Annotated in this window: 19 protein-coding genes; 12 read left to right on the forward strand and 7 right to left on the reverse strand. The window is 54.0% G+C overall.

Annotated features, from left to right (window positions below):
- Window positions 1–8: 8 nt before the first annotated feature.
- Window positions 9–1,283, reverse strand: coding sequence for a right-handed parallel beta-helix repeat-containing protein (locus AC3G2T_RS25930; protein ID WP_488437393.1), 1,275 nt, complete (start codon window positions 1,281–1,283; stop codon window positions 9–11).
- Between the two features lie 386 nt (window positions 1,284–1,669).
- On the opposite strand from AC3G2T_RS25930, the gene AC3G2T_RS25935 reads away from it, so the two are divergent.
- Genes AC3G2T_RS25935 through AC3G2T_RS25945 form a run of 3 tightly spaced genes read left to right on the forward strand, consistent with a single transcriptional unit; the run spans window position 1,670 to window position 3,669 of the window.
- Entirely contained in the window at window positions 1,670–2,839 is a 1,170-nt protein-coding gene (locus AC3G2T_RS25935) for a YhgE/Pip domain-containing protein (protein ID WP_474685496.1), read from the forward strand.
- Window positions 2,840–2,853: 14 nt separating this feature from the next.
- Complete coding sequence (locus AC3G2T_RS25940) at window positions 2,854–3,462, forward strand: TetR/AcrR family transcriptional regulator (protein WP_488437394.1); 609 nt, start codon at window positions 2,854–2,856, stop codon at window positions 3,460–3,462.
- A 45-nt stretch (window positions 3,463–3,507) separates the two neighbouring features.
- Window positions 3,508–3,669, forward strand: a complete 162-nt coding sequence (locus AC3G2T_RS25945) for a hypothetical protein (protein WP_474685494.1) — start codon at window positions 3,508–3,510, stop codon at window positions 3,667–3,669.
- 112 nt (window positions 3,670–3,781) lie between these two features.
- On the opposite strand, the gene AC3G2T_RS25950 is transcribed toward AC3G2T_RS25945, so the two are convergent.
- Window positions 3,782–4,387 (reverse strand): GNAT family N-acetyltransferase, encoded by a 606-nt coding sequence (locus AC3G2T_RS25950; RefSeq protein WP_474685493.1) that lies wholly within the window; start codon window positions 4,385–4,387, stop codon window positions 3,782–3,784.
- Window positions 4,388–4,715: 328 nt separating this feature from the next.
- On the opposite strand from AC3G2T_RS25950, the gene AC3G2T_RS25955 reads away from it, so the two are divergent.
- Both AC3G2T_RS25955 and AC3G2T_RS25960 read left to right on the forward strand, forming a co-directional pair.
- Window positions 4,716–4,976 (forward strand): YqkE family protein, encoded by a 261-nt coding sequence (locus AC3G2T_RS25955; RefSeq protein ID WP_474685492.1) that lies wholly within the window; start codon window positions 4,716–4,718, stop codon window positions 4,974–4,976.
- A gap of 650 nt (window positions 4,977–5,626) precedes the next feature.
- Window positions 5,627–6,559, forward strand: a complete 933-nt coding sequence (locus AC3G2T_RS25960; protein WP_488437395.1) for a polysaccharide deacetylase family protein — start codon at window positions 5,627–5,629, stop codon at window positions 6,557–6,559.
- Window positions 6,560–6,623: 64 nt separating this feature from the next.
- Here AC3G2T_RS25960 and AC3G2T_RS25965 read toward each other — a convergent pair whose 3' ends face one another.
- Window positions 6,624–8,408 carry an ABC transporter substrate-binding protein gene (locus AC3G2T_RS25965; RefSeq protein WP_488437396.1) on the reverse strand — a complete coding sequence of 595 codons (1,785 nt, stop codon included), beginning with the start codon at window positions 8,406–8,408 and terminating at the stop codon, window positions 6,624–6,626.
- Window positions 8,409–8,554: 146 nt separating this feature from the next.
- On the opposite strand from AC3G2T_RS25965, the gene AC3G2T_RS25970 reads away from it, so the two are divergent.
- The 4 genes from AC3G2T_RS25970 (at window position 8,555) to AC3G2T_RS25985 (ending at window position 14,123) form a co-directional block, all read left to right on the forward strand.
- Window positions 8,555–10,060, forward strand: coding sequence for a DUF4153 domain-containing protein (locus AC3G2T_RS25970; RefSeq protein ID WP_488437397.1), 1,506 nt, complete (start codon window positions 8,555–8,557; stop codon window positions 10,058–10,060).
- Between the two features lie 735 nt (window positions 10,061–10,795).
- Entirely contained in the window at window positions 10,796–12,019 is a 1,224-nt protein-coding gene (locus AC3G2T_RS25975; protein ID WP_488437398.1) for a hypothetical protein, read from the forward strand.
- Window positions 12,004–12,786 (forward strand): DUF6886 family protein, encoded by a 783-nt coding sequence (locus tag AC3G2T_RS25980; protein WP_488437399.1) that lies wholly within the window; start codon window positions 12,004–12,006, stop codon window positions 12,784–12,786. Before AC3G2T_RS25975 ends, AC3G2T_RS25980 begins: the two co-directional genes overlap by 16 nt.
- Window positions 12,787–13,112: 326 nt before the next feature.
- Window positions 13,113–14,123: an AraC family transcriptional regulator gene (locus AC3G2T_RS25985; protein ID WP_488437400.1), complete on the forward strand. Its 1,011-nt coding sequence runs from the start codon at window positions 13,113–13,115 to the stop codon at window positions 14,121–14,123.
- Window positions 14,124–14,149: 26 nt separating this feature from the next.
- Here AC3G2T_RS25985 and AC3G2T_RS25990 read toward each other — a convergent pair whose 3' ends face one another.
- On the reverse strand, window positions 14,150–15,733 hold the full coding sequence (locus tag AC3G2T_RS25990; RefSeq protein WP_488437401.1) for an alpha-L-rhamnosidase-related protein: 1,584 nt from the start codon (window positions 15,731–15,733) through the stop codon (window positions 14,150–14,152).
- A gap of 292 nt (window positions 15,734–16,025) precedes the next feature.
- Here AC3G2T_RS25990 and AC3G2T_RS25995 point away from each other — a divergent pair, with 292 nt between their 5' ends.
- Together AC3G2T_RS25995 and AC3G2T_RS26000 are read left to right on the forward strand one after the other, a co-directional pair.
- Window positions 16,026–16,394 carry a DoxX family protein gene (locus tag AC3G2T_RS25995; protein WP_488437402.1) on the forward strand — a complete coding sequence of 123 codons (369 nt, stop codon included), beginning with the start codon at window positions 16,026–16,028 and terminating at the stop codon, window positions 16,392–16,394.
- 298 nt (window positions 16,395–16,692) lie between these two features.
- A complete protein-coding gene (locus AC3G2T_RS26000; RefSeq protein WP_488437403.1) occupies window positions 16,693–17,562 on the forward strand; it encodes a hypothetical protein in 870 nt (289 codons plus the stop codon).
- Window positions 17,563–17,658: 96 nt separating this feature from the next.
- Here the strand turns inward: AC3G2T_RS26000 and AC3G2T_RS26005 are convergent, their stop codons facing one another.
- Window positions 17,659–19,659, reverse strand: a complete 2,001-nt coding sequence (locus tag AC3G2T_RS26005; RefSeq protein WP_488437404.1) for a transglycosylase domain-containing protein — start codon at window positions 19,657–19,659, stop codon at window positions 17,659–17,661.
- 597 nt (window positions 19,660–20,256) lie between these two features.
- Window positions 20,257–20,472 (reverse strand): Ig-like domain-containing protein, encoded by a 216-nt coding sequence (locus AC3G2T_RS26010; protein ID WP_488437463.1) that lies wholly within the window; start codon window positions 20,470–20,472, stop codon window positions 20,257–20,259.
- A gap of 35 nt (window positions 20,473–20,507) precedes the next feature.
- Between AC3G2T_RS26010 and AC3G2T_RS26015 the strand changes: the two genes are divergently transcribed.
- Complete coding sequence (locus AC3G2T_RS26015; RefSeq protein ID WP_488437464.1) at window positions 20,508–21,215, forward strand: DUF421 domain-containing protein; 708 nt, start codon at window positions 20,508–20,510, stop codon at window positions 21,213–21,215.
- A 104-nt stretch (window positions 21,216–21,319) separates the two neighbouring features.
- On the opposite strand, the gene AC3G2T_RS26020 is transcribed toward AC3G2T_RS26015, so the two are convergent.
- Window positions 21,320–22,267 (reverse strand): substrate-binding domain-containing protein, encoded by a 948-nt coding sequence (locus AC3G2T_RS26020; protein WP_488437465.1) that lies wholly within the window; start codon window positions 22,265–22,267, stop codon window positions 21,320–21,322.
- Between the last annotated feature and the right edge of the window lie 142 nt (window positions 22,268–22,409).

A 22,409-nucleotide genomic window follows, 5' to 3' on the forward strand; every position in this document is an offset into this window, starting at 1 on the left:
CTCCTCGATTAGTGGCCTGCCGCGCCGATATCTGTGCCGGATGGCGTACCTGAGCCGATCAGATCGCTTCCTTTAGCCAGCTTCAGGAAATTCCCGAGATTCGGGGAACCGTCCGCGTTGCGGGACAGAGAAGGCGTCAAGCTGACAAAGTCGGCGTCGCTGGCAACCAGCCCTTTGGCATTCGTGCTTTTGCTGGATTTCCACCAAACATTCGTGCTTTGCACGTCGGTTCCGCTCGTTTTGTCGCTGGCCCCGCCTTTATAGGACAAATTGTTGCTGAACTGGTGCGTGCCTGCGTCAAAGGCAAAATTGCTTTGACCGTTGTCAAACGACGTATTGTTTTTGAGCGTGATCGAGCCCGGATTGCTGTTGTAGGTGAAGCCGTGTTTTTTGTTTTGATACGCGATGGAGCCTGTGACAATGTGATTGACGGCAATTTTATCGCCGCCCAGTTTGAAGCCGTTGCCGTCGCTGTTGCTCGTCGACTGGCCTGACGAAGTTTGTCCGTTATGGTGCGCGATGCTGTTCTTGATCGTTACCGGGCTGATCGCGCCGGTTTCCTGCTTGGCGAAGAGATCCCAACCGTCGTCCGTATTGTAAGCCGCAATGCATCCGTCAAAAACATTGCCCGGTCCGACTGTCAGCTTCGCCGCGAATCCGTCGGCATCTTCCCCGTTGTCCGGGTCGAAGTTATCGTGGGAATAGGAATTCACGATTTCGTTATTGCTTGGCCACTCGTTTTTGGGCGCTGTGGAATTGTACCTGCCGATCTGCAGGCCCGTGTCCCGATTGTGATGGACATCAACATTCTCAACGCGGTTGTTGTTGCCCGCGACATAGATGCCGTTATCAGCCGAGCCTTTAACTTCCAGCCCTTTGATCGTCCAATAGCTGCCGTTGATCTGCAAGCCTCTGGCGTTCTTCGAAACGTCGGAAGAATTATAAGGCTGCGAGGAAAAATCGAGCACAGGTTTTTCCGAGTTATAAGCCACGAGTTGCTTCTTGGCGCTTGATGTTCCGTTGTTCGTCCTTTCGATCGTAATTTGCGTCGAGTAAGCGTAGGTTCCACCGCGCATGTAAATGATGTCGCCAGGGGCTGCTTTGGCAATGGCTGCCGTCAGCGTAGTCGGGCTTGCGAGCGTTCCCGCATTGCTGTCCTTGCCGTTAGGCGCCACATAAATGTTGGTCGCCGCCATAGCCATAGGCGCAGGGGCCATCACTGCAACTGCAAGAAGTGAAGATAAAACGACTGCCGGGGTTTTTACGAGTTTCTTTTTTTTCATATAATCCACATCCTCCTAAAAATAAATGGTTTTATACACCTGCATGTCCGAGTACGGCCGCATGCCGCTCAAACGCTTTCATAAATCACCGCCTTTGCAACTTTGGAATTTTGTGGGCTTGCAAGTTCAGGTATACCGAATTCCGCGGATTGCTGCAATAATCATTATGTTGTTGTCTTGTTTTTGGCTTGAAAATACAGGCTTTTTTTGTGTCTATAATCAATTTTTAAGAAAATAATCATTACATAAGACGTTGGTAAAAAGGCCATAATTTTCTTGTTCTATTGCCGATTGGATGCAGAAGTCCTTGCTTGACACCGCTGATTTTAATGTGATAAATTTGGTTGTGTCAAATTAATCAATCGTTTAATTAATAGGGGGAGCACATGAAACACGCATTATCCTTACTGATGAAACATCCGGCAGCCAAAAGCGCCATTCTGACAGCGCTCATGTTTCAGATTATTTTCTGCGTCATTTGGATGACGGGATACAAAGGAGTAACGGACAACGTCAATCATCTTAAAATCGCCTTGGTCAGTGAAGACTCAGGAGTGGGTCAAACGATCGCCGACAAGCTGAAGGAGCAGCTGCCTTTTTCCGCGGAAAAAGTCGAATCCCGGCAAGCCGCCATGGATAAACTGGAAAACAGAGAGGTTCACCTGGTTGTGGCGTTGTCCGCGGATTTCACCAAACAATTGCAAACTCCGGGTCAGCAAGCGAAAGTTGAATATTATATCAACGAATCGAATCCCCAGATGATCAAGAGCGTCATGCAGGGAGTAACGGCTGTTATTACGGCGAACGCTAATAAAGAGACGGTGGCGGCGGGGGTACAAGCTGCTCTCGGCCAACTGCAGGTGCCTGCTCAACAGGCTCAAAATATGGCTCAAGGATTATCGGAAAAAGTGGTGTCCGATGCCCATTCCCTGCATCCGGTTAACGGGATGAATAATCAGATGCTGCCGATGATGATGTTGCTGGCTTCTTTTGTCGGCGCCATGATTATGCAGTTGAATATGCAGCAAGCCGCCATGGCAGTAGGCGCACGCGCGGGCAGATGGTCGATCTTCGGGGCTCGGGTGGTTATCAATCTCGTGTCTTCACTGATCATATCGGCAATCGGCTCCGCATTGGTACTGGCGTTCGGCGGGCAGAGCGAAGGAGGCTATGTATCCATTTGGCTGTTCCAAAGCTTGTTCCTGGCCACCTTTATGTTCTACTCCCAGATGTTCCTGCTGTTATTGGGAATGCCCGGCATGCTGCTTAACATCATCAGCCTGTCGGTCCAGCTTGTCACTTCGGGAGCTACGATTCCAAGAGAGCTGCTGTCCGGATTCTACCATGGCATAAGCGATTATTTACCGGCGACCTATGCTGTTAACGGCATGATGAACCTGATTTTTGGAGGCCCGTCCGTCGGCTATTCTGTTGGCATGCTGTTCCTGGCAATGGCAGTTTGCTTGAGCGTAAGCGTCCTTGCGGTTATGCTTAAGAAGCCAAAGCCTGCAATGAATGAAGAAAGGTTCGGACATAAGGCTTCAAATCCGGCTTAGAAAGGAAGAGGCTAGTGAATCAAGGCGAACTCGCCGCCAAGCAAAGAATACTCCAGGCCGCCAAAATGCTGTTTGCCAAACAGGGCTTCGATGCGACAAGTCTTCGCCAGATTTGCGAAGCGGCAGGAGCCAACACGGCTCTCGTGTCTTATCATTTTGGCGGAAAGGAACAGTTGTTCAAAGCCATCTACGAATACTATTACAGACCGGAGAGATATGAGCTCTTTTATCAATTAATAGGTGATCCCAGCGCTGCGCTGAAGGCTTTTATTAGCTCTATTGTTGGCTACCGCTTTGAAGAGCCGGAGCTGATGGTGATAACCTCCCGGGAGATGACGACGCGCTCCAAACGTGCGGAGATGATACGCGGGCATTTGCTTCCGATATGGGAACTGCTGCAGCAAATTTTGGAGGAGGGCCGGAGGCTATCTGTTTTCCGGTTCGAATCTATGGACTATGCCATGACAGGCATTATGGGAATGGTGTTTTTTCCTCCCAATACTATGGTGGTGGAACCTTTGCTTGAAAAGCCCATTACATATGAGGATATGTCCAAGTATATAACGTTGTATGTCTTCCGGATGCTTGGAGTCCCGGAGCATGCCGGAGGAGATCCGATATGAACCGGATCGGTGCAACGCCGCCGCGCTCCATCGGGAAAATCAAGCTTGCGCTTGTATGAGGCCGCCTGTGACCGCCTGACGGGCAGCCGGCCGCAAACGACCGCGCTGCTGCCCAAGTCCAGGGCCATCTTGCCAGGCTCCAACTCCACGATTGATTGCGGATTGCCGAATTCGATCCTGATCCCCGATGGGAATCGGCCGGAATAAAAGTCAGTTTCTCTGACGAGCGGCTTCATGTTGCGTTATCCCGGAAAGTTTACATCGTTAACATTTAACGGAATGAATGGGCAAGGTAGTAAGGGGGTTCGAAAAATTCCGCTCATCGCAAGATGACATTCCCTAAATCGGATGAATTCCGGCCAATTCGCGAAACCTTTCCTCTTGTGAGAACATGCAATAACTCGCCGTTGCACTCCTCGAAATCCCCTGCCAAGCCCCTTAGTTCACGATCGAATACAAAGCCCAGCTTTTTTAAAACTCCCAATGACGCTGTATTTTGTGAATGGGCCTTAGCAAACAATCGGTCTAATCCAATAACATCGAAGGCATAGGCTGCCAACGCGGCGGCTGCTTCAGCTGCATAACCATTACCCCAATAATCACGGCCAATCAAATAATACAATTCTTTATCAGGAGCAATGAAATCAAGCACGCCCACACCGCACCAGCCAATGAAAGCGCCTGTTGCTTTGCTTCGAATCGCAAATGAGTATTTAAACGGCATGTCGAAGGGGGTATTGTAACTGTCGATTAGCCACTTGAATAGTCCTTTATATTCTTCAGATGACAAGACGCCCATATGCATATAAGTAAACAATTCCGGGTTTTGCATCAGCTCAAACGATTCCATCAAATCATTTTCAATATAAGGACGAATGATCAGGCGCTCCGTTTCCAGGCGCATCGTAGTTAATTCGGTTTGCATCTCGGTTCCCCTCTTGTCTGTATTGTTATAATACGGGCGGTTTACCACGAAATAAGGGTGCTCGGTTCGTTACATGTAGAAAAACCTTTGGGGAGCATTTTTAAGACTTGTACGTTTCTGTGCGAAATCCGGCATTATCTCTTAGCGTAATCTGCAACCCTTGAAAGATGCTATGGATAGTTTGATTTTAATCGAAGTTACCATCTGGGTAAGATCATGCTCGACTGCCATTTAGCGGGATAAGCTGCTGATATGGTTCTGGGATAACTATATTTTATACAAAGTGCTGAAAGCAGTATAATAGGGGATAGAAACAGAGGTGAATGCAATGGTAAAGAAAAAACGGCCCCAGGCTTCTCTCGAGCCTGCTGCCCAGGAGAAGCCGGCTACGCTCAAGGATTTGCTGCGCCCGGACGTCGTGGATCGGCTGAAGGCGCAAGCGGACGCAATGAAAGCCGAGGAAGCGGAGCGCAGAGAAGAATCCCGCAAGCAGGCTGAAGCAGCGCGCAAAGCGGAGGAGAAGCGGCTCGAAAACGACTTCGAGCATTTGCTGAACAAGAGCAGCCTGGACTGGCGCAAACATAAGTAAACCCGTTCGTGCGGCAATGTCGAACGGTGGCGAAGCGGACGGCACACCATCGAGAGGCAGCTTCAGAATGTTGAGAACCTCCCGCGTCACAGTCGATAGCCACAAACTGCCTGGTTGCACGAAGAATACCTGCAAAAATACATGAATTTGCGTCCCTGATCGCTGCCTACAAAGAATTCCTGCAAAAGTGCAGGCTTTTCAGCGGGGACATGGGCTCAGGTTCACTTTCAGAGGAAATTCCTGCACTTTTGCAGGTTTTTCGCCAAAATAAACCAATTCCACGGGAAAAACCTGCACTTTCGCAGGTTTTCTCCCTGCTAAGCTGCCTTGTCCTACCACTCCAGCTCCGCAAACTGTGAAGGAGAGGCGTGGTACACACCAGCTCCGCAAACTGTGAAGGAGAGGCGTGGTACACACCAGCTCCGTAAACTGTGCAGGAGAGGTGTGGTACACTCCAGCTCCGCAAACTGTGAAGGAGAGGCGTGGTACACACCAGCTCCGTAAACTGTGAAGGAGAGGTGTGGTACACACCAGCTCCGTAAACCGTGAAGGGGTGGCATAGTAGGGGGGAAGAACGGCTGTACACCTCTGCCGCTTATGAACAATCTGAAGCTGCCTCGCGAAGAGGCAGCTTGAATGGAGGACCGCCGATGAACCAGGCGCGGCCTTGGATTCGATTCGCAATCATGCTGGCCATGATTGCGCTTACTGCCTGCGGCGCGGGCGCACAGCCCGCGTCGGACGAGGCGGCGCGGCCTGAAGCGCCGGCCTCGCCGCAAGCGGCAGGCGCCGCGCAGGCGGTTCCCGCCGGGCAGCCCGCCGCAGCCGCACCGGCGGCATTGCCGTCGGCGCAGCCGGCCGCGGCCGGCGCGGAGCCGGACCGCGCGGCGATCGCCAGCCGCTACCGCGCAAGCGTCCCGGCCCGCTGGGGCGAGCATGTGCCCGGCGTGATGACGCGGCTGCGCACGCAGGACAAAGTCGTCGCCCTTACGTTTGACGCCTGCGGCGGCAAGGAAGGGAGCGGGTTCGACAAGAAGCTGATCGATTATCTCGATCAGGAGCAAATACCGGCCACCTTGTTCATCAATGCAAGGTGGATCGACGCCAACCCGGACACGTTTGCGAAGCTGGCCGCCAATCCGCTGTTCGAGATCGAGAACCACGGCTCCGAGCACCGGCCCTTGTCCGTAACCGGGAAAGCCGCTTACGGGATCAGCGGCACGAAGAGCGCGGCCGAAGCGTTCGACGAGGTGCAGCGGAACGAGGACAAAATCGAGAAGCTGACAGGCCGCCGCCCTTTGTTTTTCCGCTCGGGAACGGCTTATTACGATGATGTGGCGGTGCAGATCGTCCAGGATTTGGGGTTGCGCGCGGTCAACTATAACGTGCTGGGGGACGCAGGCGCTACCTACAACACGGAGCAGGTGTACAAAGCGCTCATGAAATCGCAAAACGGCTCCATCGCGCTCATGCACATGAACCACCCCGAGAAGGACACCGCAAAAGGGGTGATGAAAGCCGTGCCGAAGCTGAAAGAGCAAGGCTTCACTTTTGTCCGGTTGGCGGATTACCCGCTGGAATAACCGCGGGGGCGGCTCGTTGTCTACGGCTGCGTTTCAACGCGCGCCCAGGAAGCGCCCCCAGCGATTACGTAAACCAAAGATCTCGAAACCGCACCCAGCCGAGCGATTCCAGCGAAATCCCCCGGATCGCCGGGTGGAACGCGGTTTTCAGGTGCTTGCGGTACAGGAACAGCAGGTTGTGTCTTTCTTTGAGTTCGGCTTCGATTCGCCCGAAGATGCCGGCCCGCAGTCCGACGTCGGGCTCCGCGAGAATCAGCCGGAGGCTTTGCTCCAGCGTCGTGCGCACGTCCGGCAGCGCGTGCTGCTGCATGCTTTTGTACAGATCGATGAGCCGCAGCTCCCGGTGTTCGTCGAGCATGACGGCAAAGAGCAGCAAATCCGCCGCCATGCGGGCTTCGCCTTTGAACTGCTCCGCGGGAATGAGCCGGATGTCCAGCGCAATTCCCGATTGGGCGCACACCTGCCGCACAGCCTCGGCGTCGGCTTCGTACTGCGGAATCGTCGCCAGCGTCAGCGTTTCGCCGCGGTACCCGGCGGCTTCCAGCTTCCGTCTGATCTCTGCGGGGTCCCTGGGGGTCTCGCGCAGCCCGGTATCGTGCGAATCCGGCCAAAAGCTGTCCCCGTATTCAATAACATCTCCCGACAGCCGCTCCAGCAGCAGCGCCCGGTCGATCGCAAAGTCAAGCGCCGCGCGGATCGCCCGATTGGCGAGCGGCCCGCTTTTCAGCTCATTGACGGTCATGAATTTGCAGGTCATCCCCGACTGGCGGACTTGCTGCCACTGATCGGCGTTCATATCGGACATCCGCACATTGTGCATCACCTGAAAAGATTGCCACTGCTCCGGATGGCCGCGCTGCTCTTCTTCCGTCAGCGTCCACACCTCCACCCGGTCCAAAAACCCCCGTCCCTGAAAATAAGGGGCGAAAGCTTCCAAAATCCACACTCCCCGCTCCTGCCCGGCAAGCCGAAAAGGGCCGGTGCCGACAGGCGCTGCGCCAAACTGCCCGCCGGCCGCCTCGCCAACGTCCCGGGGCACAATCGAAGCGCGATTGGTCGTCAGAAAAGCGAGAAAAGCTTCGTTGCGCTCCGCCAGGCGGATGCGTATCGTCGTATCATCGGGCGTCTCCATTGACTCGATTCCCGCATAGGCCCAGCTGTACAGCCCGCGCGGCGCAAGCTTTTGGAGCCGTTCGAGCGAATACTTCACGTCTGCGGACAGCATCTCGCGGTTGTGATGGAAGAGGACGCCTTTGCGCAGATAAAAAGTCCACAATGTCCGAGTATCATCGGTTTCCCACGCATGGGCAAGGTGCGGAACAATCGCGCCGCCCTGCGAATCCATCCGCACAAGCCCGTCGAACAGCTGATTGACAAGATGGGATTCGCCCATGTAATGGATCGCTGCGGGATCGAGAGAATGGATCGTCTGCGGCAGCGGGAACCGCAAAATATCCGTCCGCCTGTACCCCTGAACCTCCGAGCGAAAGCCGAACTGGCCGGACAGCCACTCCTGAAACTGCTCCCGCAGCACAGAAGCTTCCTCCACCGATTGCAAAAGCTCCAGCGCCGAGCGCAAATCCTGCTTTTCGACCATCTCCTGCGCTTCCTGCAGAGCAATCTGCTCCTTGCGGGCCAAAAAGACCATCTCCGAGCGGTTTCCCCGCCCCCTTTTCGGCGTCCATGTCAGCCACTGCTCCTGGCTCATCCGTTTCAAGAGCATGACCATATTGCGATGGGTACAGTCCAGCAAGCGGGCAAGCTCCTCAATGTGAGTATCGAAAGGCGTTTCTTCATGGATGTGCGGAAAAGAGCGCCTCAGCGCCAAATAATGCCGCCGTATTTTCATCTTCTTTGCTCCCGTCGGTCTGCCGTTTGTAAAACATGAAATTTCCCCGGATAAACTTGCACTTTTTCTTCCTATTTTCCAGGTTACAATAAAAGGGAGAAATAAACAAACCGTTCCACTTAAAACGAACACGGGAGTGAAAGTGCATGAGAGATCCGGCGCCATGGCAAAAAAGGTACGGCAGACTGCTGCTGCTGTCCTTATTGTTCGGTCTGATCAGCCAGTATTTGTTTGTCGGCAAAGCGGCGGGGGTATCCGTCATTTTGTTTTTGCTCGGTTTTTACGGCATCTTTTTTTACGCGGTCAAGGGCAGAATCGGCGGCTTCGAAAAGTGGCGGGGGCAGGCTCATTCGGGCTGGATATTGCTCGTTCCGATCGGATTGCTCGCGTTCACGTATGTTATGTTCGCCAACGGCCTTTTTCGGGCGCTGAACGGGATCGCCTTGCCGATTCTGATCGTCGCCCAGACGATGCTGCTGACCCGCAGCGGTACGCATCCCTGGTACCGGATCGGATTTGTGCAGGAAATCGTACATCAAAGCGTCGTGAAGCCGATTTCCCATATTTCCGCTCCGTTCGGCCTGATCCGGGATATTGCGCCTTCGAGCGGCAGACCCGATTCCACTTTGGGCAGGCTGCGCCAGGTCGCCTTCGGCTTGCTGCTCGCCGCGCCGATTCTGGCCATCGTGATTGCTTTGCTTGCATCAGCGGATCAAATCTTTTTCGCATGGGTATCGGAAATTCCCGATTGGTTTGCCGGGGTCTCGCCAGGCGAAGGGATCGTGCGTATCGGCGTAGCCGGCGGCCTTGCGCTGTACACGTTTTGTTACATATGGGGATTGTTGTTCCACAAATCGGACGATCGGGCGGACGGCGTTGCCGCCACGCTGGAAAAAAGGGAAGAGCACGAGCTGAATGTATTTGCGCTCAGCCCTGTGGCGGCAGGCACTTTGCTGCTAAGTGTGAACCTCGTATACGCGCTGTTTGCGGCGATTCAGTTTTCTTACCTGTTCGGTGCGGCCGACGGTTTGCTCCCTGCGGGAGTCGCTTACGCGGAATACGCGCGCAGAGGTTTTGCGGAGTTGGTTTTCGTATCGCTTATCAACCTGGGGCTGCTGTTCGGCGGGCTGCATCTCGTCCGCTCGGCAGGCGAGTGGGCGGAAAGAATCCGCAAGCTGCTGCTGAGCATGCTGGTCGGCTGTACCGTCGTTATGCTTGTTTCCGCCTACAGCCGGCTTTCCTTGTACGAGGACGCTTATGGTTTTACAGTGACAAGGCTTTTGGTTCACGGATTTATGCTGTATTTGGGCGTGCTGCTTATCATCGCCTTTGCCCGGATTTGGCAGGAGCGGTTGTCGCTGTCCAAGGCGTACATTTGCGTATCGATTCTCGCTTATTTAACGATCAACTACGCGAATCTGGATGCGCGCATTGCGGAGGGCAACATCGAACGCTACGAACGCACGGGTGCGATCGACTTCCCTTACCTGGGCGAACTGTCCACGGATGCGCTGCCCGCCCTGCTGGAACTGCAGTCCCGGCATCCGGATCTGGCTCCGCTGAAGAACGCCATCGCAAGCATAAAAACCCGCTCCTCAGACGAGGGACACTGGCCGTCCTGGAATTATTCAAAACAACGGGCGTCGCGGTAAAATTGTTTAACCGGCCTTTACTCACTGGGGCGGGAAAGGGCATCCCAACTGGCTGACCACAGTCGGGATGCCCTTTCATTTGGCCGCCTACGACCGGTGCAGCGGGTCGCGTTATGCAGCCTCGGCAGCGGCAGCCCGCAAAACCCGCGAAAATCAGGCTGCCCAGAAACCTGCGCCCAGAGCCGGTCGCACAATCTGCCTGATTGCGTCGCACCTCGCATCTCCCTGCGCGCAATGTTTCGCTGCATGACGGCGGTCGGTCGACCACGTGCAGAAAACCTGCAAAAGTACAGTTTTTGCTTGGTGGATACGCTGGTCTCGACATATTCCTGCAATTATGCAGGCTTTTCGCCGAACTCATGGGTTCGGATTCACTTTCAGCAAAGATTCCTGCACTTTTGCAGGTTTTTCGCAAAAATAAGCCAATATCGAAGAAAAAACCTGCACTTTCGCAGGTTTCCTCCTTGCCAAGCTGCTTCCTGTCCGGTTTCGCAGTTACACGACCTACTCCGGGAGAGGCGCACGCCCCGGAAAAAGCGGCTATTTCCCAAATCAGGGCCCCTCTGGTTACGCAGCGTTGCCGATGATGGGCCGGCTCGCAAAGCTTGGCAGGGAAGGCAGGGGGAGGTTCGGATAGCCCGTCGAAACAAGCTTTTTGGCGAGCGTTCCATTTTCCCAATCAAAGAAACTTTCCGGTGGAACCTACGTCTAACTTGGCAAAGGAGCATGATCAGGATGAACAAATATTTAACTTTACTGCTGGCTGTAGCTATAGCTCTACCGTCCGGTCCGCAGCTCACCCAGGCAGAGCAGGCTCTTGCCGCGCCAAGCGATATGCCTTATGTTACCCTGCTTGACGAATTTACGTTGTATGCAACCAACAAAGCAAAACCGGATGAGGCAATCGGCTCGCTAAGCGCTCTTCAATCGGTCCGGCTTGCCCCGATCGAGAGCGACAAGCTGTTTGGCATTACGCATCAGGATAAGGTGAAGGTTGTGACGTGGCTTGGCGAAGCATGGATTAACTTGAAGGAAGGCGCGTACAAGTACGGCCAACTGGAAGTTCGGGAGCAAACGCTGACTTTGCTTGAACAGGAAACTCCCATTTACGATTCGCCTATGAGAACAACCGAATATACACTCTCGCCGCAAAAGGTGCAGGCGGTTGCCTCCATCGATGCGTGCGATCCATACACCCCTTGTTATTCGAAAGATAAGTGGTATTTGATCCGAACCTCGTGGATGGGAGAAAAATGGATTCGTCCCTACCATTATGCCGAGAAATATGTAGGCATTCCGGTGGACGGCATGATAGCTATCGCACAGGATAGCGACGTGTACATGCTTCCCTCCGAGAAGCCGTTGACTGACGAGCCGAAGCTGACTCCTCAAGTAGTGAAGCCTGTTGCGAAATATACTCAGCAGTCGCGAATGGTCCCTCCAAGCGTTTGGTATCAGATCGAAACCCCGAAGGGACTTAGATGGATTCATTCGGATGACGCTTATGGGCTTGGATTTGAAGGGGTGGAGCGGGTCAACCTTAAACTCGACATTCCTGTCCCGTTCCAATATTTCGAAGCCCCTTTCTCCTCCTATGCGGAGCCGGCAGGGCAGCAGCAGCCGCAAACCGTTCACGCGATCGGCAAAAGAGAAGACTGGTACTTCGTTCTGGCGGACGGCTCCGGTAAATGGATCAACCCGGCCAAGGAAATCTCGTCCCGATTGACCGGGGATTTCCAGAACGATGCCAAGCTCGGGGTGAAGCTGAGCGATGCCCGCCTCGAGCTGACCGAAGCGTCGATTGCGCTGGATATACCCTATGTGGATAACTCGCCCACGAACGACGCGCTCACTTTTACGCCGCAAACCGTCACCGCTTCACGCGTCTGGAAGTCCCCTAACGGGGAAACGTGGTACTACATCCACACCTGGCAGGGAGCCAAATGGGTGCGGCCGTAAGCGAGTCGGAAGGAACCGGCCATAAATCACGCAGAAATTTTAAAAGGGCCGCCTTCAAGGCAGCCCTGAAATCGTTATTTAGGAACAACGGGGATCAAGACCTCGCACTGGTCAGACAGATAACGATGGTGTATCATTGTTGCGCGCCTTTCTTGTTTGCATGGTTACCGGACACTTTCATGAACCAAACAATGAAGATGTTTTTTTGTCGACATCATAAAAATATAGCTTCAAGAATTGAGGGATGTTATGTGAAGCTTTTTCATTTTAGCGAGGAAAGCTCTATCGAGGTTTTTGTTCCCAGAGTGAAGGAAAACCGCAGGGATATGCCGCCTGTAGTTTGGGCGATTGACGATGCTCATGAATTTACTTTTTATTTTCCGCGGGATTGTCCGAGGATTGTTTATACGAGAAGCGGCGAGATGACCGATGAGGACAGGCATACTTTCTTTGGCGCAACCCGATCGGATATTGTGATAACGGTTGAAAACGGCTGGTATGAGCGTATGAAGGCTGTGACCCTGTACAGATATAGATTTCCTACGGACAACTTTCAATTGTTTGATAAAACTGCCGGATATTACATTTCGCATCAAACGGTACGGCCGCTGGACGTGGAACCGCTCGATAACGTTTTGGACAGGCTGATAAGTCTGGATATAGACGTAAGATTCAGCCCCAATCTGCACCCATTGCGGGATGCTATTTTAAACTCATCTTTAAAAGACTTCGGCATACACAGATTTGCAAATGCCAAAAGTAGTTGACGAACCCGCCAGGCTTCTAACCGTCAAGCTCGGCTGCTGCACCGGTGCCGGAATCAGGCCTGTCTGTTTGGGGAAAACCTGCAAAAGTGCATGCTTTTTCGATGGGAAAGGCTCGTTTTTGGGAAAAGCCTGCGATTGTGCAGGCATTTTCGATTATAATGGTCTGAGCCCCGCGTATTTGCGGAAAAGCCTGCACATTTGCAGGAATAATTCGAGGCAGGGGCATCCGTGAGCAAAAAGATGTACTTTTGCAGGCTTTTCAACCCGGCAAACGATTTGAACGGCGTCTTGGCGGTCTGTACCGAGTTAGGCGAATAGGAGGCGATATGATGAATCACCAGCAGCTCGGTTCGTATTTGCGCCGGCTTGATGAGATTGAAAAAATTCAGATCATGACGAAAACGAACATCAACGATTTTGACGGCAACGAGCTGTTAACCGAGGGCGGGAGCGCGGTGCCCCGCATGCAGGAGTACTATTTTTTCGAAAAAGGGCCGTTTTTCATCAACAAACATCACCGGTTTGCCGATATGCCCCTTCATACACACGCTTTTATCGAGATGAATTATATTTTTTCAGGGGTGTGCCGCCAGGAGATTAACGGCAAGGAAGTGGAGATGAGGGAAGGGCAGGTCTGCCTGCTGGACAGAGATGTTCCGCACCGCATTTATGCGCTTGGCGAAAACGATATTCTCGTCAACGTGATTATGACAAAAGAAACGTTCTCTGCGGCATTGCGGGGGCACATTGATAAACCGGGTATCGTTTCCAGTTTTTTGACGAATGCTTTATCGGAAAATCAACGGCACGACCGGTATATCGTATTCCATTCCGAGGATAACGCGAATTTTCAGCATTTGATCAAAAACATGCTGTGCGAGTTTTTCGATCCGCAGGACGACGCGATGGAAATGATTGGATGTTACATTCCTTTGCTCTTCGCCGAGCTTAAGCGGGTTTACCGGCACGACAAAAATTTCGAGCTTGTCCCTGCAGCGGGGAAATCCAATCTTGTCGACATTTTGCAGTACGTCGAGCGGCATTACCGCGACTGCACATTGACGGAACTGGCGCAGAACTTTAATTTTAACGCGAATTACTTGGGCAATATGCTCAAAGAGCGCACAGGACAAACGTTTGTCGAGCTGGTGCAGCACCAGAGGATGATTCATGCCGCGGCGCTTCTCAATAACACCGATAAAAGCATCGAGCGAATCGCCCGCGAGATCGGCTATGAAAGCGTCGGATTTTTTTACCGCAAATTCAAGGAGCACCATGGGCTGACGCCGAGCCGTTTTCGCCAAAAAAATAACGAACCGCGGGCAGTTAAACAGTAACCGGCCGGGGTCCGTTGTATTTTTTCCTACAGCAAATATTTGCGAATCAGATAGGTCGGCGTGCAGCTCCACGCATGGCAGTAGCTATTGATTAACGGGCTGCCGTACGGCGAAAACGATTTGTTGTCAGGGTCATACAGCTCCCAAAACGTATCCGCCCCGTCGCTCAGCATCTCGCCCCAGTACGCTTTCATTTGTGCGACCGCTTGCTCCTTTTCGCCGACCAGAATGAGCGCTTCCACCAGATGATGGTACATATAAGGCGTAGTCAAGCCGATTGCCGGTTTGTCCGTCAGCAAGCGATTCATCAGCCTCCTGTTCTCCTCCGGCTCCAGCACCCCGGCAAGAACCATCCATATTTGGCTCGCCCATGAAATCTGACCGTCCGCCCCGCTTGTGAAAAAGCCGGCTTCCGTATTCCAGAGATGACGGACCGTCGCGGCTGCAATCGTGTCCAGCGATTGCTTCAGGAACGCTTCTTCGTCTTCGCGCCGAACCAGCCCGGAGAGCTCGATCGCCTGCCTCAATGCATAGATCAGGATGGCTTGAGAAGGGGCTTGCTTGTTCAATTGGTCGTGCCAATCAATGAACGACCACCATCTTGCCTCGTCCTGCACAATATGGCGATCATCCAGTCTTTGCAGCGCCAGCTCGATTTGTTTGTAAGCCGTAGGCCACAGTTCCGCCAGCGTTTCGCGGTCTTCCGACGCCATATAGTAATCATAGAGCGTGCTGACGAATAATAATGAGTAATCGAACAAATACGTGTCGTCAGGGATTGGGGACGATGTGGTAAACACGTTGGCCGTCACCTGGCCGTCGCCGTTCGGAAGCCCGGCAAATAAATACAAGCAGCGCTTCACCAGTCCGTTATTGTGGAACGTCTCGTAATTGGCCAGAGCTTGCAGCCGCAAATCGCCCAACCATAGGCGCCGATCCCGTTTCGGGCCGTCTTCAAAAACGTCCTGCATGCAGTCCTGCAGCGTTTTGATGCTGACGGCGTCGATGTTGCGCAAAATCGGGTCCGCATGAACGAGCGGAGCGACAAGGGCCGTATCCGCCGAAGTTACGCTGACGCATTCGATTTGATCGAACGCAACGCGGTACTTGGGGGATGTATCCAAAATTTCGAATTTGATATATCGAAAGCTGTAACGGCGGGGCAATTCCACGATTCCGGGCAGCACATCGATATGAAGCGATGCCTCCTGAAGCCATGAGCTGCTAATCCAACCGTTGTACGAAGAAAAAGGCTCGGCAAGTTCGACCGGCATTTCCCCGAAAATGAGTTTAAGGTGAAGCGGGGCGTCAGGCGGACTGCCTACCGGACGAATGTTCAGCCGCAAGTTTCCGACCAGGTGCGTGCCGAAATCAAGGACGAAGGAGTCGCCCTTGCCGTAATCGCGGGACGAAAGCTCCGCGGCCGGGCCGACGGACTCGGCACGCCAGCCGTGAAAGGCTTGGCTGTCGGCGGCGATATTCACCATGTTTTGCGGCGCGGCGGGCTGTTTGAGCAGAACCGGTTTTAAGCGTTCAGCCTTTTGCAGAAAAGCTTCATTGCGTTCGATATGGTGCAGGTCGATTTTTTGGATTTTTGCGGAGTTGGTCACGGGTTCACTTCTCCTTATTTTGCGTTTGATTATCTTCATTAAAGCAGTTTACGGAATCGCAAACAATGCGGGTTTTACAGGATCGGCTATTCTTTTTACATGTCCGGTCATGCAGCTCATATAACCACATTTTGCGAAAAAAATGCTACTTGCATAGTTGCAGTTACTGCCATATAATGTGCTTATAAAAGTTGCATTTAACCGCCGGTGCTTGCGGACTGCAGCTTTCATTTTTAGGATTAACTGTGCTTGTCTTAATATCAGTTGACAATTTTAAAAAGGAGAGATGGACGTGGGTATTACAGCTATTGTTCTTGAAGTGATTTTGGGGTTGATGTTTTTGATGGCGGGGGTTATGAAGCTGACCGGGTCCAAAATGCATGTGGACAATTTCGAGCGTTTAAAATTGCCCCAATGGTTCCGGGTATTTACCGGGCTGGTTGAACTGGTGGGCGCGATCGCCGTCATCGTCGGCATTTGGACGCCCAGTTGGGCGGCGTGGGGCGGAATTTTGCTGGCCGTCACGATGTTGGGCGCCGTAGCGGCACATCTTCGCGGCAAAGATCCCGCGGGGCAGACGGTATTCCCGCTCGTTCTGCTGATTATCGCCGTCGCCGTAACTGTCATTCATAGTTCCGCGCTGGCGAGCTTCCCCGGCTGACGGCGGCCGCCGCAAACAAGAAAGAGACCCACAAGCAACGGGCTTTGTGGGTCTTAAATGTATATATTAAAGGGGGGTCATATATAGAATAGCCCAGGTACATTAAAACAAGATGAAAATGATATTTCATTTGCATTACAAATCTGCGACGTTCGTTCGAAGGATCGGCGGAATTGTTGAATGCCGTACGCGATGCGGTTGGCTGGGGTGGAATCGGAATCGGCAGCGGCGCCTCTGCTTGCGGGACCGCCTTAAAACCGAATTTGCGCCCGAACGTTGTGGTAGAGGTGAATTTGCAATGAAAAAAAGAGCGTCAATAAGTATCGCCGTTATCGTATGCGTCGTCCTGGCGCTGTGCGGCTGGACAGCCTATGCCGCGCAATCGTCGAATTCCGCGGCTTCGGAGACGGCGACCGGCACGTTCAAATCCATTAGCAGCGATGGGGCCAGCGTAACTATAACTACTGCCGCCGGGGAACAAACGATGCCGCTGGCCAAATCCGTTTGGGTCTACCGCGACGAGCAAAAGGCGCTGCTGCCGGATTTGAAGCCGGGCGACCAGGTCGAGGTCATCCTCAACAGCAAGCATCAAGCAGCCTACATAAGAGCGGCTTCCGGGCAGGGGGGCGCGTCTGCGGCGGTGCCGACTGCAGCGCCGACAGAGACGCCGGCGGCAACGCCGAGCCCGACGCCGACGGCATCGGCGGCATCGTCCACAAAGGCGCCGATGCCGACTGCAGCGCCGCAAGCGACCCCGCCTGCGCAAACGCAGGGCGTCTACTCCGGTTTGGACGAACTGGAGCTTAAAGTGGACGGCAAAAACTTTAAGCTTCGCATCGACCAAACGCACGGGCCGGGCGGAGCGGGGTACGAGCTCAGCCTGAAGCCTGGCGGCGGCGGCTCGATTCATCTTAAAGGAGCGGAGGCCGCCGCCTGGATCAAGCAATTGTTGGCTTCCGTGGATTTGAAGTCGGATTCCGCCCGTCAGCAGGTGCTTGGACAAATCGCCGATCAATACGGACTCGACGCTGGCAGCATGCAGGTGCAATTAAAAACCAAATGGGCGCAGCAGAACGAGGATAAACACGAGAAACAAGCCAAAAAAAACGGGAAGTCCGAAGGCCGTGACAAACATAGCAAGTCGGACGACGAGAATGAGGACGATTGAGGAAACGCTCCGAAAATGAAAAGACGCCTGTCCAGCCGCTGTACGAGCGGGGATCAGGCGTCTTTTTTGCCGCAGCCGCGTCGCGGACAGCTGCGGTTATTTTTTCTTCCCGTGGCCGTGGCCGGGCTTTTCGGAATGCTCCGTCGATGCGGAAGATGGAGCGGGAGACGGCGCCGCGGCTTCCGGCGCGGCGTCAACAGCCGCGGGAATATCGAATGCAGCGTCCGGCGTCTGCGCCAGGGCGCGGGACAGCATTTCCCGAAACAGCACGGCCGGCACGGCGCCGCCCGACGTAGTCAAGTAATGGTTGCGGTCGGTATAGTCGTAACCGACCCAGACCGCGGCCGTCAGCTCCGGCGTGTAGCCGACGAACCAGGCGTCTTTCGCGGTATTCGCGCCGGCGCCTTTGAATTCGTCCGTGTCCGGCAGTTGGGTCGTGCCTGACTTGCCGGCAACCGGCCGGTTCATGGCGGCATTGCGGCCGGTCCCGCGGATAACGGCTTCCTGCAGCATGGAAGTCATCGCATTCGCGGTGGAAGGCTGCATCACCTGCTCGCCTTTCGCGTTCGCCTCGACCAGCACATGGCCGTCGCCGGTTTCAATCCGGGCAATCGTATGCGCCTTGTGCAGAACGCCTTTGGCAGCGAAGGCGCTGAACGCTTGCGCCATCTGCAAAGGAGAGACGCCCTTGGACAGACCGCCGAGGGCGATGCCGAGCTGACGGTCTTCCGCCGGGAGCGTTAGGCCAAGCCGATCGGCGAAGGCCAGACCGCTGCCGATGCCTATTTCCTTGAGCAGCCATACGGCCGGGACGTTCCAGGAAGAGACGATCGCTTCCCGCATCGTAACGCTGCCTCTCGATTGATGGTCCCAATCTTCTGGCTGGTAGCCGTCGATATTAAGCGGTCCGTCATAGAGGACCGAAGCGGGGGTGTAGCCCTTCTCCAAAGCCGGACCGTAGACGGCAATCGGCTTGAAGGCGGAGCCGGGCTGCCGCTTCAGCTGCGTGGCGTGGCTGAACCCCCGGAACACCCCGTCTCCGCGCCCTCCCGCAACGGCGCGGATGCCGCCGCTGCTCTGATCGAGGATGACGGCGCCGCTCTGGATCAACTGATCCTGCTTGCTGTCCGGAAAGAAGCTGTCGTTGCCGTAAACTTCAAGGGCGGCGTTTTGCGCCGCCGGATCAAGCTCGGTCGTGATCCGCAGGCCGCCGGTGAGGAGCTGCTCCTCCGTGAAGCCGTAACGGTTCACGGCCTCTTCGATCACGGCGTCGACGTAGGCGGGATAGCGGCCTTTCAGCTCGCCCTTCTTGTTGTTTTTGACGACGCCGAGCGGCGAGTTTTTTGCTTGCAGATAAGCTTGATCCGTGATTTTCCCCTGCTCGCGCATTAATGCAAGCACGGTGTTCCGCCGCTCCAACGCCTGGGCTTCGTTCTGAAACGGCGAATAGCGGCTCGGCGCTTTGGGCAGGGCGGCGAGCAGCGCGGACTCCTGCAGGGACAAGTCCTGCACGGATTTTCCGAAATAGGTCATAGCCGCGCTCTGCACCCCCCAGCTGCCCTCGCCGAAATAAATGCTGTTCAAATACATTTCCAAAATGTCGTCTTTACTGTACGTCATATCGATATTCAACGCATAGGCGGTTTCGCGCAGTTTGCGGCCAATTGTTTTGTCGGCATTCAGGAACAAGTTACGCGCAAGCTGCTGGGTGATGGTGCTTGCTCCTTCGGAGTAGCCGCCCCGCAGAACGTCGCGGACGAGCGCCCGGGCAACCGCCTGCACATCGACGCCGGAATGCTCGTAAAATCTTTTGTCCTCCACGGCGACAACCGCATCGGTCAGCGTTTTCGGCATATGCGACAGCGATACCGGGTTCATTTTCGATGCCGATAGTTGGGAGGCGGGCTTTCCGTAGCGGTCCAGCACGAGGGTCGGCTCCGGCAGCGGCTGGTCCAGCTTGGACACATCGAGCCCGCGAATGTACAAATAACAGCCGGCGGCCAAGCCTGCCGCGCCCGCGAACAAAACAGCGCCGACAGAGGCCCACAGCTTTTTGTTTTTCAAAAATGAAGATGAAGCCTGTTTCGGTGTATTCATGAAAATCCTCCTTACCCGCGCCTATAGGATTCGCAAGGCAGGCAAGGAATGCGACGCTATACAAAAAGACGCCTCCAAAACCCATTGTGCAAATGGGAATAAGGCGTCTTTTTGCGTTGGCGTGGCATCCCTTGACGGGGAGGAGGCAACCGTTTCAGCCGAGTCCCGGGCACGTCCCAGGCTCTTTGGCCCCGCCGGTCGCCGGTCGAAACACATTCCTGCCCGACAAGACACCGCCAGAAATGCAAAGGAACCCTGCAAATCTGAGGCTGCTGAAAAAACTCGCACGCTGAGGGCAGCACATCTACCCGGCAGCGCGAGGAAAACCTGCAAAAGTACAGTTTTTTGCCTGTTGTGATGCTGGCAACGAACAATTCCTGCAATTGTGCAGGCTTTTCAGCCGGGACATGGGCTCAGGTCCATTTTCATCGGAAATTCCTGCACAATTGCAGGCTTTTCGCCCGAACGAGCCGCTTTCTCGGAAAAAGCCTGCACTTTTGCAGGTTTTTCAACGTTTGTGTCAAGGCGGTTCAATTAGGGGGCTAAACAGCTTTCGCAGTTTTTTCGGCGTTCGTGCCAAGTCAATTCAAATAGCAACTAGTTTGTAACGGTGACGCTGACAGTGGCTGTTTTGCTGCTATCGTTGGTGGTTACGGTAATGGTAGCTGTTCCGGCTGCTTTGGCCGTTATTGTGCCTGATGTGCTCATTGCTGCGATGCCGTTGTCGCTGCCGCTAAACGACATGTGGCGTTGGTTGGCGCCAGGCAGTGGGCCATAACTATATAGCCGGATCGTGCATGTTTTCCAACATATTACAAATACTAGCGGTCAGGAGGCGAAACGCTTTGGTGCTGCTTGATACGGCTTTTCGGACGCTGATTGCATTTATTCTTATGATGGCTATTACCCGTGTTATCGGCAAGCATACGATTGCACGCATGACCTATCATGATTTTGTCGCATCGGTTACGTTGGGGGCGATTACGGCCAATCTCGCGTTCAACACCCAGCTAAGGATATGGAATCCGATCGTTTCTTTTTTAACGTTCAGCCTGATTGCGTATCTCATTTCGTACATTTCTTTAAAATCGCGCAAATCGCGCAAATGGTTGGCAGGCAAGCCTACGGTCGTCATCGAACACGGCAAAATTTTGGAGCAGAATTTGAGGAAAATCAAAGTTTCGCTCGATTCGTTAAATCAGGAATTAAGGGAGGTTCAGATTTTTGACCCCGGAGAAGTGGAGTATGCCGTCCTGGAAATCAACGGGAAGCTGTCCGTGTTGAAAAAGCCGGAATACATGCCTATTTTGCGCAAGGACCTGCAATTGCTTTACCCTGCTAATAAGCCGCAGTTCCCGGTTGAGCTGATCATGGACGGACAAGTCGTAACGGAAAATTTGCGCCTGACCGGGTTATCGCCGGAATGGCTTTCCGCGCAGCTGAAAAAGCGGGGGGTCAAGGCGGAAGAGGTATGTTACGCGGTCAGGGGGACCAACGGGGAGATGTTCTACGATTTGTATCAGGATCGTATTCGGCATCCGATCGATGTGGAGTAACCGGGGCGATCGGAGCAGCCGGAGCAACTTAAACAACCCAAAATACCGCAAATCCTGCGAAAAACGACGGGTTTGCGGTATTTTGGTGTTTGCGGTCCTTTGGTTCATGTTTCGAGCAAAATGCGTCCTGTCTGAGACAGGTCGTAGCCTTGGATGGAGCGCAGCTCGTTTTGAAACGGCTCGGATTGCAAAACCTGTTTGACCTGCTCGATCCATTCGAGATTTTCCGGTTTTTTGAGCATGACCAGATCGTAGCGCTCCCGGATCATGCAGATGAAATCGACGCCGCCGACCAGGTGAGCGGCCTTCTCGTTGCCGACGCCGACGTCGGCTTGTCCGGAGGCGACTTTGCCGGCTACGCCAAGGTGATTCGTTTCTTCCTCGTCATACCCCAGCAGCGATTGGGGGGAGATGCCGTGGAGCCGCAGCTGCTCGTCCAGCAGCACGCGCGCGCCGGAGCCTTTTTCGCGGTTGGCGATCCGCAGCCCGGGCTGCTTGAGATCGGCCCAACTGCCAATTTGCTTCGGATTCCCTCGGGGTACGTACATACCTGCATTGCGCGAAACAAGATTGACGACGACGTAGGAGGAGCCGATCAGCAGCTTGCGGATATAGGGGAGATTGTATTCGCCGGTATCCCCGTCCAGCAGATGGGTGCTGACGATATCCGACTCGCCGCGGTACATCGAAATCAGGCTGTCCAGACTGCCGACATAGGAGCGGAGCGGCCGGAAGCCGGGCGCTTTTTTTTCCATGTATTTGGCCAGTATGTCCAGACTGACGTCTTGTCCGGTAATGACGAGTGGCCGGGCCGAAGATGCCGGAGATTCGCTTCGTGCCGCAGGCGCGGGGCTGTCCGCTCTGAAAGCTGCGGGATTCCCGCTTTTTGCCCGATTTTTGTAGGCCTCCAGATCCGTCGCGTCCACGCGCATCTGCTTGCCGACCCGGTAGGCCGGAAGGTCGCCTTTTTTGATCAAGTCGTATACGGTCAGCTTGGATATTTTCAAAAGTTTCGCTATTTCTTCAGTCGTATAGGAGATGTCGGCTGTCATAATGGCCACCTGCTTTCCGTTTGCATGTATATTCATCATAAGCGGATCGTTCCGGCATTTCAATTTTAATGTTAGATATTTACTAGTATACAGGGATTCAGTATAATTATTTACAATTAAATAGGTCTAAATATATTTAGAT

Source organism: Paenibacillus sp. sgz302191, assembly GCF_057749925.1.

Excerpts from the sequence above, each read along its gene's own strand:
- AC3G2T_RS25930 (WP_488437393.1), bottom strand. The coding sequence starts at position 1,283 with ATGAAAAAAAAGAAACTCGTAAAAACCCCGGCAGTCGTTTTATCTTCA.
- AC3G2T_RS25935 (WP_474685496.1), top strand. The coding sequence starts at position 1,670 with ATGAAACACGCATTATCCTTACTGATGAAACATCCGGCAGCCAAAAGC.
- AC3G2T_RS25950 (WP_474685493.1), bottom strand. The coding sequence starts at position 4,387 with ATGCAAACCGAATTAACTACGATGCGCCTGGAAACGGAGCGCCTGATC.
- AC3G2T_RS25955 (WP_474685492.1), top strand. The coding sequence starts at position 4,716 with ATGGTAAAGAAAAAACGGCCCCAGGCTTCTCTCGAGCCTGCTGCCCAG.
- AC3G2T_RS25960 (WP_488437395.1), top strand. The coding sequence starts at position 5,627 with ATGAACCAGGCGCGGCCTTGGATTCGATTCGCAATCATGCTGGCCATG.
- AC3G2T_RS25965 (WP_488437396.1), bottom strand. The coding sequence starts at position 8,408 with ATGAAAATACGGCGGCATTATTTGGCGCTGAGGCGCTCTTTTCCGCAC.
- AC3G2T_RS25970 (WP_488437397.1), top strand. The coding sequence starts at position 8,555 with ATGAGAGATCCGGCGCCATGGCAAAAAAGGTACGGCAGACTGCTGCTG.
- AC3G2T_RS25975 (WP_488437398.1), top strand. The coding sequence starts at position 10,796 with ATGAACAAATATTTAACTTTACTGCTGGCTGTAGCTATAGCTCTACCG.
- AC3G2T_RS25980 (WP_488437399.1), top strand. The coding sequence starts at position 12,004 with ATGGGTGCGGCCGTAAGCGAGTCGGAAGGAACCGGCCATAAATCACGC.
- AC3G2T_RS25985 (WP_488437400.1), top strand. The coding sequence starts at position 13,113 with ATGATGAATCACCAGCAGCTCGGTTCGTATTTGCGCCGGCTTGATGAG.
- AC3G2T_RS26000 (WP_488437403.1), top strand. The coding sequence starts at position 16,693 with ATGAAAAAAAGAGCGTCAATAAGTATCGCCGTTATCGTATGCGTCGTC.
- AC3G2T_RS26005 (WP_488437404.1), bottom strand. The coding sequence starts at position 19,659 with ATGAATACACCGAAACAGGCTTCATCTTCATTTTTGAAAAACAAAAAG.
- AC3G2T_RS26020 (WP_488437465.1), bottom strand. The coding sequence starts at position 22,267 with ATGACAGCCGACATCTCCTATACGACTGAAGAAATAGCGAAACTTTTG.